Raw genomic sequence first — 12,330 nt, 5'->3', positions numbered from 1 at the left:
CGCTTAAAGTTGAATACTCCCGATCATAGCACATCCTTGATCAGACAGACAACGGATTGTGCCGCAATCCCTTCGCCGCGACCCGCAAATCCAAGCTGCTCCGTCGTTGTCGCCTTCACGTTCACCTGCGTTACGTCAGCCTCAAGCGCCTTTGCGATAATTTCGGCCATTTGCGGAATATACGGCAGCATCTTAGGACGCTGAGCAATAATCGTCGAGTCAATGTTGCCAAGTCTGTAGCCCCGCTCGCGCACGAGCTTCCATATCTCCTCAAGCAGCTTCAAGCTGTCCGCATCCTTAAACGCAGCATCCGTATCCGGAAAATGCTTGCCAATATCGCCAAGCCCAAGCGCTCCAAGAATCGCATCCGTTATCGCATGCAGCAGTACGTCTGCATCCGAATGGCCGAGCAGCCCCTTCTCATAAGGAATTGTTACTCCCCCAATAATACATGGACGTCCTTCTACTAATTGATGCACGTCAAATCCTTGTCCAACACGAATCATCCTTGCCCACCGTTCCCCTCTGCCCTATCGGCACGACGCTTTGCGAGCAGAAATTCCGCCCACGGCAAATCTTCAGGCGTCGTAATTTTTATATTTGTATATTCGCCTTCTGCAACGGTGACACTCGCACCCATACGCTCTACGACCATCGCGTCATCCGTCCCTACAAATTGCTCTGCCAGCGCGCGCTCATGCGCCTCCAGCAGCAGGACACGTCGAAAAGCTTGCGGCGTTTGTATCGCCCACAAGCTTCGGCGGTCCGGCGTAGAAATGATGACACCCGCTTCATTCACTTGCTTAATCGTATCTTTAACCGGCACAGCCAGCACGGAAGCGCCGCTCTTCTCCGCCTGCTCGCAGCATGCACGGACAGCATCCGCCGTTACAAGCGGCCGAACGCCGTCATGCACCATCACCCAGTCGCTTGTCAGCTCCTGAAGCCCGCAGTACACGGAATGCTGGCGTTCTGCTCCCCCGGTCACCACAGCCGTTACCTTCGTTATTCTATATTGCTGAACCCATTTGCGGCAGCGCTCAACATCATCGCTTCCTACGACAAGTACAGCTTCCTTAACGGTGTCCATCGACTGAAACAGCTCCAGCGTATGGACGAGAATAGGCTTGTCCCCCAGCTGCAAGTACTGCTTGCTTTCCTTCGTTCCCATCCGCGTGCCTCTTCCGGCCGCAACGATGATAACTCCCCAATCTGCTCCCATGCCTTCAACCCGCCTCACACTATGTTAAAATACAAGCATTCATAAGACGATCTCTTATAAATGGACTTATATTTCACCGCGAAACGAGCTTATGCCGCCATTGGACGGCGTCAGCCGTTTGCGCCCTAACAATAGTACTATCATACCTTGTTACTGCGCTTTTTCCAACAGCTTCGGCTTTGCAAATATCATTCGGCCCGCAGACGTTTGCAGCACGCTCGTCACGAGCACCTCCATTGTCGTACCGATATATTCGCGTCCGCCCTCAACGACGATCATCGTACCGTCATCCAAATAAGCGACACCTTGTCCATGTTCTTTGCCGTCTTTAATCACTTGAACGATAATTTCTTCTCCCGGCAATACGACAGGCTTCACAGCATTTGCCAAATCATTAATATTCAGCACCGACACGCCTTGAAGCTCACATACCTTGTTTAAGTTAAAATCATTGGTAACCACTTTGCCGTGGAGCGCTTTAGCCAGCTTAACAAGCTTGCTGTCCACTTCTCCGATTTCCTCGAAGTCACCTTCATAAATAAGAACCTTCACGTCAAGCTCTTTTTGAATCTTGTTCAAAATATCAAGTCCGCGCCTTCCTCTGTTGCGCTTCAGCAAATCAGAAGAATCAGCAATATGCTGCAGCTCCTCAAGCACAAACTCCGGAATGACAAGCGTTCCTTCAATAAATCCAGTCTTGCAAATGTCTGCAATTCGACCATCGATAATAACGCTCGTATCGAGAATTTTATGCTCCTCGTAGCCGCCCGCTTCATCTGCAGCTGGTGCAATCCTCCGCTTCTCAAGCAGGGCTGCAAAGCCTTCCGCCAATTCTTCCTGCTTATGCAAGCCAATACGCATGCCCAAATAACCGAAGCATACCATCATAGCAGCAGGAATAAGACTTCCTAGGCCTTCTAAGCCGGATACAGCGGGATAGATTAACACTGTGAGCAATAAACCTGCAAGCAGGCCGCCTGCCCCTGCAATCAACTGCTGCATCGGAAGCGCTGCAGTTTGCTCCGCACCTTTCTGCATATAACGAATGACTTGCCCTGCAATCATCGTTGCCACAACCACACCAAAAACCGCGCCAATTGCTACATTCATGTAATAAGTGCCGGATCGCTGTAGCATTCCGAAGGATGAGCCAGACCATACGGCCGCTCCATTCATCCATCCGTATACCTCACCGCCTGCCATACCACCGAACAACAAACCCATTATTTGAATAATTCGTCTAACCATTATGGTTCACCTCCACTACAATTATGTTCCAATTATTGCCTCGCTAACCGTGGGGGAGCCTATTAATTGCAAACATTTATAAATTCTAATAATTCACATTTTGAAATGAGAGGGTAGGAAGCTTATAATGGAAATTAAGATTACATCATACGAGGTTGGTGAAAGAGGTGGAACCGATGAGCGCTCCTACACTGGATCAATTTCAGCAGCAAGTATCCGAATTGCTGCTCCGGCACCGCAGCTTACTGGATGTCATGTCCAAATTCGGACAGTCAAGCGCTTCTGTCAACCGTGCAGTCACGAAAGCAGTGACAGATTGTGGCTGTATCGAGCTAAATGCCCGCAAGCAGCAATACTCAGACGAGCTTAATCTTGAAGATGCCAAAACAACCCTGCAAAGTCATCTCACGGGAGCCGTGTGCGAGCATTGCCGCGACGTACTTAAGTCCGATCTTGGACGCAACTTATTTTATATGACTGCTTTATGTAATCTGCTGGACATTCAACTCGATGAGGTTATTGCTGACGAATACGACAAATGCTCAACCTTAGGCCTGTTTAATTTAACGTAACTGTATACAAGAACATACCAAGTTAGACCTTTACAACTGACAAAAGCTTTGAGGATCTCTCCTCAAAGCTTTTTCTTTGTTTCGACCGTTTAATAGAAAATAAAAATAGCGTTCCTAGACACAATTGTTGTGTCTTGGAACGCTATCTCATTTCGATTGCAAGCTATGTCTTTAGGCCGGCTTCTCTGATTGAACAGGCTCTTCGGCAACTTCTCCGCGCTTCTTCCGCTTGCGGTTTCGCTTGGGCAAACGGCGATCAACGTTTTTTTTTAGGCCGTACAGCGCATAAAGCAGCAGCGGTACAAACACTATTTTGGATAGATCATTTTTGAACACTAAGCCAAGTATAACGGATACCACAATAACGATTGGGACAACCCAAACCGCACCTTTTGGAATTCCGACCTTTTTGAAATTCGGATATTTAATCGTACTGACCATAAGAATGGAGAGGACAAGCGTGCTCGTAAGCAGCACGGATACGTAAATATCATCCTTGAACAAAGCAAGCGTCGCTAGTACACCACCAGCTGCTGGTATTGGCAGTCCGATAAAGTAGCCTGGCGCACTTGAAATGACATTGAAGCGAGCAAGCCGCAAAGCGCCGCAAATAGGAAACAACGCCGTTACAATCCATGCTAAGGCAGGACTCAGCTCTTGAAAAGCGACAACATACATAATGAAAGCAGGCGCTACGCCAAACGAAATCACATCGGATAAGGAATCCAGCTCTTTGCCGAACTCACTTTGAACGTTCAGCGCCCGAGCAACGCGTCCGTCTACACCGTCAAGCAGCATGGCGATCAACACCATCATAGCTGCCGTATCTGGTTTTTCATTGAATACAAGAATGATGGCGATTACCCCTAAAAATAGGTTCCCCACCGTGAGAAGGCTCGGTATCGATTTTGCGATCATCTTTTCCACCTCTTCTCTACTATGCCCCAAAACCCTTAACGAATGTACATCCCTTTAAAGGACCACATTCAATCTATTGTATGGGATTTAGATTTGCCTGTCAATGAACATCTGCTCTTGGATCCGCTTGAGACCCTCCTTGATTGCCCGTGCCCGCACTTCCCCAATACCCTCAACCTCATCCAATTCTTCAATCGTCGCCATCAAAATATGAGGAAGCCGTCCGAACCGCTCAATTAAATTGTTCATAATGATAAGCGGCAATCTCGGAATTTTGTTCAACAGGCGATACCCGCGAGGGGAGACGGATTCATCGTTCATATTGCTCGTATGTGGATAACCGATCAAACGGATGATTGGCGGCGCATCCAGCAGCTCATCCGAGCTTAGCTTCTTTAGCCCTGCCCGAATTTCCCGAATCTTCTCATCCGAATTTTCTTTGGCGTAATCCTTAAGTAAGTACCACGCGTCCTCTTCCACTCCGCCAACCAGCTCATCCATTTGCATGCTAATCAGACGGCCTTCCGTACCTAGCTCAATCACGTAACGCTTTATTTCCATCTTGATACGCAGCACCATTTCAACACGCTGAATAACATGCGCCACTTCCTGCAGCGTCACAAGCTCCTCGAACTCAAGCGCGGACAAATTCGTAAACGACTGGCTAAGCACTGCCTTATATTTCTCGAGCGTTTGAATCGCCTGATTGGCCTTTGTCAAAATAACGCCCATATCCTTCAGTGAATAGCGCAGGTTGCCTTGATACAGCGTAATAATATTGCGCCGCTGAGAGATCGATACGACAAGCTTACCCGTCTGTTTAGCAACACGCTCTGCCGTCCGGTGCCGTATACCCGTTTCAATGGAAGGAATCGAGCTGTTCGGAATGAGCTGTGTATTCGCATACAATATTCTACGCATATCCTCGCTCAATATAATCGCGCCATCCATTTTAGCAAGCTCATACAAATAGTTCGGCGAGAAGTCGCAATTGATGGAGAAGCCTCCATCTACAACCTCCATTACCTCAGGACTATATCCAACAACAAGTAACGCCCCCGTTTTGGCCCGAAGCACATTCTCCAGCCCATCACGAAAAGGGGTACCTGGTGCGACTAATTGCAATAATTGATTCATTATTTCCAACTGAGTAGGTTCCTTCATCATCTGCCCCCTATCCAAGCGCTGCCTTAAGTGCTTCCGACACTGTGGTTACGCCAATAATTTCTATGCCAGAGGGCGGCTTCCAGCCTTTTAAGCTCTTCTCCGGCATAATGACACGTTTAAATCCCAGCTTCTCTGCTTCCTTCACCCGCTGCTCCGCACGCGACACGGCACGAACCTCGCCCGTCAGCCCCACTTCGCCAAATATGACATCATAAGGCTTCGTCGGAGCATCCCGAAAGCTGGACGCAATGCTGACGGCGGCTGCTAGGTCAACAGCCGGCTCATCGAGCTTTACGCCGCCCGCAACGTTCAAGTACGCATCCTGCGTTTGCAGAAACATGCCGTTTCGCTTCTCCAGCACCGCAATGATCAGCGCCATGCGATGATGGTCAATGCCTGTCGACATTCTTCGCGGAGAAGGAAAATTGGTTGTTGCTACAAGCGCCTGAAGCTCGACTAGAACGGGCCTCGTTCCTTCCATGCTTGCAACGACTGTCGAGCCTGACACGCCTAATGGCCGTTCAGACAGGAACAGCTCAGAAGGGTTAGAAACCTCCCTTAGCCCGTCCTCGCCCATTTCAAAAATTCCAATCTCGTTTGTCGAGCCAAACCGATTTTTCACTGCGCGCAAAATGCGATAGGTATGATGACGCTCTCCTTCAAAATAAAGAACGCAATCCACCATATGCTCCAGCAGCCTTGGCCCAGCAATCGCGCCTTCCTTCGTAACATGGCCGACCAGCACCGTTGCGATCCCTTTAATTTTGGCGACTCGCATAAAATGTGCCGTACATTCGCGTACCTGTGATACGCTGCCGGGAGCAGACTGCACATTCGGATCGTACACCGTTTGAATCGAGTCAATAACGAGAAAATCTGGCTGGACCGATTCGATTGCATCATTAATTTGCTCCATATTGGTCTCGCATAGTACATACAGCGATTCCGTCAGCGCTCCAAGGCGATCTGCTCTTAGCCTCGTTTGCCGCACTGACTCCTCTCCGGAAATATAGAGCACCTTAAGTCCCTTCACCGCAAGCGCGTGAGAGGTTTGCAGCAATAGCGTTGATTTGCCGATGCCTGGATCTCCGCCAACCAGAATAAGCGAGCCAGGTACGACGCCCCCGCCGAGCACCCGGTTAAGCTCAAGCATCCTGGTTTCGATGCGCGGTTCTTGCCCGCTTTCTATATGTATGATGGACTGCGGCTTTTCTTTCGCATGAAACGATGACAATCCGACGCCCTTCGTTTTCACAACGGTTTCTTTTTCTTCCACCATAGAGTTCCATGCATGGCAGCCCGGACATTTTCCGAGCCATTTAGCGGATTCTGTGCCACATTCCGTACAAACAAACTTCGTTTTAATTTTGGCCATTCTGTACTCCTTAAACGTTATGGGCTAGCACAATAGATGGAGCCCTCACTTGCGATTCTGCAAAAATGACGCTATATAAAGTTTACCATTTAATCCCCAATGTATAAACCCACATTGTTGATGAAAAAGCTTATTATCGTTTCTATTATTAGTTTCCCACATAATAAGTTATCCCTTTTATATCATATCGGTATTGTCCACAGATTTATTAACAACTTATCAACATTATCCACAGGTTGATCAACATATCCCCACCGAAATTCAAAGGAATGAACCATAAAAAAAACGCCCCCTTTATCCACAGTGGATAAGAGAGCGAAATATAATCCGATTCCATAGCATTCCGTTTTAATTTGTTATGCCTCAATCCCGGCTTGCCGAGCAACCAATACGCGGTGCGTGGTCAACTGCGAGCCTAGCATAACGCTTTCCGTTTGCTGACCATCAGCGCCTTGCGGCTGGCCGCCTCGATGGGCATGTGCTTGCCTGAACGAATCGCTGTTCACCCAGCCATCGAAGGAAGCTTTGTTTTCCCAAGTTGTGCTTACTTTCAGCTCATCAAATTCCTCTAGATCTTCCGTAAACAATACCTCCATGCGTACGAAACCCGGCGATTGATCAATCCCTTTGGAATTTTGAAACCGTTTGGCAACCGTCTCTCCATGCCCCTTTTTTACTTTTATCGTATTTGTAACAACTATCATCGTTGCACCTCCATTCTATGTAATGCTCTACTGTCATTATACGATAATGATTCTCATTGTCAATTAGATAAACCATAATAAAAACTGTCCCGCAAGCTACATTTCTGGCTGCGGGACAGTTCGGGATTATGTTTTATTTCGCAGTGGATTCCTCTGGCTCTTGCTCCGAAACGGACTTCGTTACCGTCAAGGCGCCGTCTTTTTCATCAATCGTGAACGAATCGCCTTTTTGAATTTTACCCATCAGCAAATCTTCGGATAAACGATCCTCAATATGCTTCTGGATAGCCCGGCGAAGCGGACGCGCTCCGTACTGTGGATCATAGCCTTCCTTGGCAAGGAATGCTTTGGCCCCATCCGTAAGGACGAAATCAACCTCTTGCTCGCGCAGACGCTTGCGAAGCTCATCAGACATAAGCGTAACGATTTGAGCAATATGCTCCTCGCCGAGCGAGTGGAATACGATGCTCTCATCGATCCGGTTGAGGAACTCAGGACGGAAGCTTTTCTTAAGCTCTGCCATCACTTTGTCCTTCATTTGCAAGAAATCACGTCCCGCATCCTGCACAGCAGTAAAGCCAAGCGAGGAATTGCGTTTAATTTGGTCAGCGCCAACGTTGGACGTCATGATAATCAATGTATTCCGGAAATCGACGACGCGGCCTTTGGAATCAGTCAAGCGACCATCCTCCAGCACTTGCAGCAAAATGTTGAATACTTCAGGGTGAGCCTTCTCGATCTCATCAAGGAGTACAACGGAATATGGCTTGCGACGAACCTTCTCGGTTAATTGGCCGCCCTCTTCATAACCTACATATCCAGGAGGCGCTCCGACTAGACGCGAAGTCGAATGCTTCTCCATGTATTCCGACATGTCGATGCGGATAACCGCATTCTCATCGCCGAACATCGCCTCGGCAAGCGCTCTTGCCAGCTCCGTTTTACCAACGCCTGTAGGCCCTAAGAAAATGAACGAGCCGATTGGACGCTTCGGATCCTTCAGACCGGCACGAGCACGACGAATCGCTCTAGACACCGATTTAACGGCTTCCTCTTGCCCGATAATACGGTCATGAAGAATTTCTTCCATTTTGAGCAGACGCTCCGTCTCTCCCTCTGCTAACTTGCTGACCGGGATTCCTGTCCAGCTAGCTACAACCTGAGCAATATCCTCCGGCGTTACTTCGGAATCGGTACGGCCTTGCTTTTCTTTCCATTGGTTTTTCGTTACATCGAGCTCTTCGCGAATTTTTTGCTCTGTGTCGCGTAGCGCAGCCGCTTTCTCGAATTCCTGGCTTTGAACCGCAGAATCCTTCTCCTTGCGGATATCCTCCAAACGGTTTTCAAGCTGCTTCAAGTTTGGCGGTACGGTGTACGAATGTAGGCGTACCTTCGAGCCTGCTTCATCAATAAGGTCAATTGCTTTATCCGGCAAGAACCGGTCTGGGATATAACGATCGGACAGCTTCACCGCTTGCACGATTGCTTCATCCGTAATTTTCACGCGGTGATGAGCCTCGTAACGATCGCGCAGTCCGTACAAAATTTGAATCGCTTCTTCCGGTGATGGCTGATCAACCGTTATCGGTTGGAAACGACGCTCAAGCGCTGCGTCCTTCTCGATATATTTGCGATACTCATCCAAGGTAGTAGCACCGATACATTGCAGCTCGCCGCGTGCCAGAGCAGGTTTCAAAATGTTCGATGCGTCGATCGCACCTTCAGCTCCGCCTGCACCAATGAGCGTATGAAGCTCATCGATGAATAGAATAATATTGCCGGCTTGGCGAATCTCGTCCATGATCTTCTTCAGACGATCCTCAAACTCACCGCGGTATTTTGTGCCTGCTACAACGGAGCCCATATCGAGCGTCATAACTCGTTTATCGCGCAACGTCTCAGGAATTTCATTCGCAATAATTTTTTGCGCTAGTCCTTCGGCAATCGCCGTTTTACCAACGCCAGGCTCCCCGATTAGCACTGGATTGTTCTTCGTACGGCGGCTAAGCACTTGGATCACGCGCTCAATTTCTTTGCTCCGTCCGATAACGGGGTCCAAATTGCCTTCCTTCGCATAAGCCGTCAAGTCTCTTGCAAGTCCATCAAGCGTAGGCGTGCTTACGTTAGCCTGCGAGCTATGATTACTCGATACAGCCTCGCTGCTGCCAAGCAGCTGCAGCACCTGCTGACGAGCCTTATTAAGGCTGATGCCAAGGTTGTTCAGCACACGCGCTGCAACGCCCTCTCCTTCACGGATTAATCCAAGAAGAATATGCTCGGTGCCTACGTACGTATGGCCCAGCTTTCTCGCTTCGTCCATCGAAAGCTCAATGACTTTTTTCGCGCGAGGCGTATAAGCAATGTTGTTAGGCTGCTCTTGCCCACGGCCGATCAATGCTTCAACCTCATCTTGAATTTTCTCAAGCCCTAAACCAAGTCCGATTAATGCTTTGGCCGCTATTCCTTCCCCTTCGCGAATAAGACCAAGCAAAATATGTTCCGTGCCGATATTATTATGCCCAAGACGGACCGCTTCCTCTTGTGCTAATGCAAGCACCTTCTGTGCTCGCTCCGTAAATCTTCCAAACATCATATTCATGCACCCCCATGGCCTTTTTCACCGCGCAATTGCTTGCGTATAAGTTCTGCTCTTCTGAAATCCCTCTGCTCCGAGCTCATCTTCTCGTCGAAGGTTTGCTGTAGAAATCCGGGCTGAGTCATGACCAAAAGCTCATTTAACACTTGTGGCGTTACATCTGTTAAAATGCCTAAATCTGCTCCAAGCCGCACATCCGATAAGCGCTGTGCCGCTTCCTTCGAGTCCATAATCGATGCGTGAGATAAAATACCGTATGATCGCTTTATGCGATCCTCCGTTCTCAGCCTCGAGTCCTGCATAAGTCGCTTGCGCGCCGCTTTCTCATGCTCGATAATTTGTCTTGCTACACTATAAAGATTGTCAATAATTTCATTCTCGGATTGACCTAGCGTAATTTGGTTTGACACTTGAAACAAGTTGCCAAGCGCTTCACTGCCTTCGCCATACAATCCTCTTACCGCTAGGCCAACCTGCGTTACTGCCGACAATATACGATTGATTTGCGACGTGAGCACAAGTGCCGGCAAATGCATCATGACCGAGGCCCTAATGCCTGTGCCAACATTTGTTGGACATGTCGTTAAATAACCGCGTTTCTCGTCAAACGCATAATCAGCTGCCTCTTCAAAAATATCGTCAATTCCGCTGGCCAACGCCCAGGCCTCTTGAATTTGGAAACCTGGATATAGACATTGGATGCGCAAATGATCTTCTTCGTTAATCATTATGCTAACAGATTCATTATCGCTTAAAATAACAGCCCCGCATCGCGAGTCATTCGCTAAATTAGGACTTATCAGATGCTTCTCAACGAGCACCCTTTTATCAAGCTCACTTAAATCTGACAAAATAATCGTCTCAAATGAACCGATGGACTGCAGCTTTCCGCTCTGGCTTACTTCAGTCAGCTGATCCATCACATCCTTGGATTGCTGATTCGTCGCAAGCAACGGAAATGGCTGATGCCTTAAATTACGAGCGACGCGCACTCTGCTGCTAATGACAATTTCAGATTCCGGACCAATATCCTTCATCCATTCGCTAAGCGCTTGTTCTGAGAATCGATGCTTAGTCAAGAGCCTTACTCACTCCTTCTATGCCAGCTTAAAGGTCGGCAATTTGGCGCTCCAGTTCACGTATTCGATCACGCAGCTGAGCTGCGCTCTCAAACTCCTCATGCTCTATTTTCGCTTGCAAATCCCGCCTCAGCTGTTCGATTTCGCGCTTGCACTGAATTTGACCGCCCGAGCGCTTCGGTATCTTCCCGCTGTGTACGGTACTGCTGTGAACCCGTTTGAGAAGTGGATCAAGTTTATCTGCAAAAGCCTGATAACAGTTGCTGCAGCCGAAGCGGCCGATCTTGCTGAACTGCGAATAGGTAAGACCACATTCCTCGCATCTCAGCGTTTCCTGCTTAATACCGGCAATCCCTGCCCCGCCCAAATGCTCGAAGTCAAGAAGTCCTGACAATAAGCTATGAATAGAGAAGCTATTCGGCGCCCCAGGAATACTTTCCCCTTTCTCACGAGCACAGCTTTCACAGATGTGAAATTCGGTCTTCTCACCGTTAATGATTTTTGTAAAATGAAGCGTAGCCGGCTTTTTGCCGCATTCTTGGCAAAACAAGCGTGATCCCTCCTCTCGGTATAAACGGTTTCGCGTTATTTAACCAGCAATGAGATAAGCATGGACCTTAGTAATCTGGCCCTAATTTCATCCCTTAGCGGCAGCTTGAGCGCGATTGTATCGCGATGCACTGCCGCACGAAGCAAGTTGCCTTCGCGCTTTGAAATGAGCCTTGCTTCCTCCAGCTGATAAATAAGTCCTTCCGCCGCACTTTGGTCGACACACTCTCCAATTGTTTCCTCGATATGGAATTGAATCGCCTTCAGTGCCGGAAGATCAATCCGTTGTATACGGATATAGCCTCCGCCTCCGCGCTTACTTTCAACCATGTATCCTTTCTCCATGGTAAAGCGAGTGCTGATGACATAGTTGATTTGCGAAGGTACACAAGAAAATTTGTCAGCCAAGTCATTGCGTTGAATTTCGACTGCGCCTTCTGGGCTATCTTGGAGCATATGCTTCAGATACTGTTCGATGAGATCGGAAATGTTACGCAAACCACCAACCTCCCTGAGAAATAACCAACAAAGTCAAAGTTGAAACATAAACATTAAGATTCGTTTTCAACCAAAATCATTGGACACCGAATATTCGGACAATTGACTTTGACTTTCTTTGACTTTGATTTTATTATATGCAATTTTAGAAAAAGGTCAAGTGGTCGATCAAATTCTTTATAATAGCTTGGTGCGGTTGTACTCTGTTTATACATGGATGAACGTTTTTTTCAGCAGAAACAGACGCTAATATCATAATCTCGATCCAAATCGGAACACAACAAAAAACCTATCGCATCACATGCGATAGGTCTCTCGTGCTTGGCGACGTCCTACTCTCCCAAGACCCTGCGGTCTAAGTACCATTGGCGCTGGAGGGCTTAACGGTCGTGTTCGGTATGG

General features: G+C 48.2%; 12 protein-coding genes and 1 rRNA gene. 1 reads left to right on the top strand and 12 read right to left on the bottom strand.

All coding sequences use genetic code 11. The features are described 5' to 3' along the window. Positions 1-23: 23 nt before the first annotated feature. The 3 genes from ispF to AC2TDN_RS21775 form a co-directional block, all read right to left on the bottom strand. The gene (gene ispF, locus AC2TDN_RS21785) at positions 24-506 is read right to left on the bottom strand and encodes a 2-C-methyl-D-erythritol 2,4-cyclodiphosphate synthase (RefSeq protein ID WP_484690176.1); all 483 of its coding nucleotides are present in this window, start codon (positions 504-506) and stop codon (positions 24-26) included. Next, positions 503-1,222, bottom strand: a complete 720-nt coding sequence (ispD, locus tag AC2TDN_RS21780) for a 2-C-methyl-D-erythritol 4-phosphate cytidylyltransferase (protein ID WP_482069198.1) — start codon at positions 1,220-1,222, stop codon at positions 503-505. Before ispD ends, ispF begins: the two co-directional genes overlap by 4 nt. 150 nt (positions 1,223-1,372) lie before the next feature. Next, positions 1,373-2,470, bottom strand: a complete 1,098-nt coding sequence (locus AC2TDN_RS21775; protein WP_484690175.1) for a PIN/TRAM domain-containing protein — start codon at positions 2,468-2,470, stop codon at positions 1,373-1,375. A 176-nt stretch (positions 2,471-2,646) separates the two neighbouring features. On the opposite strand from AC2TDN_RS21775, the gene AC2TDN_RS21770 reads away from it, so the two are divergent. Continuing rightward, positions 2,647-3,042 (top strand): nucleoside triphosphate pyrophosphohydrolase family protein, encoded by a 396-nt coding sequence (locus AC2TDN_RS21770; protein ID WP_053373872.1) that lies wholly within the window; start codon positions 2,647-2,649, stop codon positions 3,040-3,042. A 171-nt stretch (positions 3,043-3,213) separates the two neighbouring features. Here the strand turns inward: AC2TDN_RS21770 and pssA are convergent, their stop codons facing one another. The 9 genes from pssA to rrf form a co-directional block, all read right to left on the bottom strand. After that, positions 3,214-3,960: a CDP-diacylglycerol--serine O-phosphatidyltransferase gene (pssA, locus tag AC2TDN_RS21765; protein ID WP_484690174.1), complete on the bottom strand. Its 747-nt coding sequence runs from the start codon at positions 3,958-3,960 to the stop codon at positions 3,214-3,216. Positions 3,961-4,047: 87 nt separating this feature from the next. Continuing rightward, positions 4,048-5,124, bottom strand: coding sequence for a DNA integrity scanning diadenylate cyclase DisA (gene disA, locus AC2TDN_RS21760; RefSeq protein WP_053373868.1), 1,077 nt, complete (start codon positions 5,122-5,124; stop codon positions 4,048-4,050). 10 nt (positions 5,125-5,134) lie between these two features. Further along, on the bottom strand, positions 5,135-6,502 hold the full coding sequence (gene radA, locus AC2TDN_RS21755) for a DNA repair protein RadA (protein ID WP_169090686.1): 1,368 nt from the start codon (positions 6,500-6,502) through the stop codon (positions 5,135-5,137). 356 nt (positions 6,503-6,858) lie between these two features. Next, on the bottom strand, positions 6,859-7,206 hold the full coding sequence (locus AC2TDN_RS21750; protein WP_484690173.1) for an antibiotic biosynthesis monooxygenase: 348 nt from the start codon (positions 7,204-7,206) through the stop codon (positions 6,859-6,861). Between the two features lie 133 nt (positions 7,207-7,339). After that, the gene (gene clpC, locus AC2TDN_RS21745) at positions 7,340-9,799 is read right to left on the bottom strand and encodes an ATP-dependent protease ATP-binding subunit ClpC (protein ID WP_482069202.1); all 2,460 of its coding nucleotides are present in this window, start codon (positions 9,797-9,799) and stop codon (positions 7,340-7,342) included. Positions 9,800-9,801: 2 nt separating this feature from the next. Continuing rightward, positions 9,802-10,881, bottom strand: a complete 1,080-nt coding sequence (gene mcsB, locus AC2TDN_RS21740; protein ID WP_484690172.1) for a protein-arginine kinase McsB — start codon at positions 10,879-10,881, stop codon at positions 9,802-9,804. A 28-nt stretch (positions 10,882-10,909) separates the two neighbouring features. Beyond that, positions 10,910-11,431 carry a protein-arginine kinase activator protein McsA gene (gene mcsA, locus AC2TDN_RS21735; protein WP_482069204.1) on the bottom strand — a complete coding sequence of 174 codons (522 nt, stop codon included), beginning with the start codon at positions 11,429-11,431 and terminating at the stop codon, positions 10,910-10,912. Positions 11,432-11,466: 35 nt separating this feature from the next. Beyond that, complete coding sequence (locus tag AC2TDN_RS21730; protein WP_482069205.1) at positions 11,467-11,928, bottom strand: CtsR family transcriptional regulator; 462 nt, start codon at positions 11,926-11,928, stop codon at positions 11,467-11,469. Positions 11,929-12,247: 319 nt separating this feature from the next. After that, positions 12,248-12,330: ribosomal RNA gene (rrf, locus tag AC2TDN_RS21725) — 5S ribosomal RNA — on the bottom strand; the annotation flags it as partial.

It is taken from the genome of Paenibacillus sp. Y660 (assembly GCF_057221575.1).
The sequence above is the reverse complement of the archived record's forward strand: the minus strand, read 5'-3'. Positions and strand labels throughout refer to the sequence as shown.

Coding starts and splice junctions, on each gene's coding strand:
- disA (WP_053373868.1), bottom strand. CDS start 5,124: ATGAAGGAACCTACTCAGTTGGAAATAATGAATCAATTATTGCAATTA.
- pssA (WP_484690174.1), bottom strand. CDS start 3,960: ATGATCGCAAAATCGATACCGAGCCTTCTCACGGTGGGGAACCTATTT.
- ispD (WP_482069198.1), bottom strand. CDS start 1,222: ATGGGAGCAGATTGGGGAGTTATCATCGTTGCGGCCGGAAGAGGCACG.
- AC2TDN_RS21770 (WP_053373872.1), top strand. CDS start 2,647: ATGAGCGCTCCTACACTGGATCAATTTCAGCAGCAAGTATCCGAATTG.
- radA (WP_169090686.1), bottom strand. CDS start 6,502: ATGGCCAAAATTAAAACGAAGTTTGTTTGTACGGAATGTGGCACAGAA.
- ispF (WP_484690176.1), bottom strand. CDS start 506: ATGATTCGTGTTGGACAAGGATTTGACGTGCATCAATTAGTAGAAGGA.
- AC2TDN_RS21775 (WP_484690175.1), bottom strand. CDS start 2,470: ATGGTTAGACGAATTATTCAAATAATGGGTTTGTTGTTCGGTGGTATG.
- clpC (WP_482069202.1), bottom strand. CDS start 9,799: ATGATGTTTGGAAGATTTACGGAGCGAGCACAGAAGGTGCTTGCATTA.
- AC2TDN_RS21750 (WP_484690173.1), bottom strand. CDS start 7,206: ATGATAGTTGTTACAAATACGATAAAAGTAAAAAAGGGGCATGGAGAG.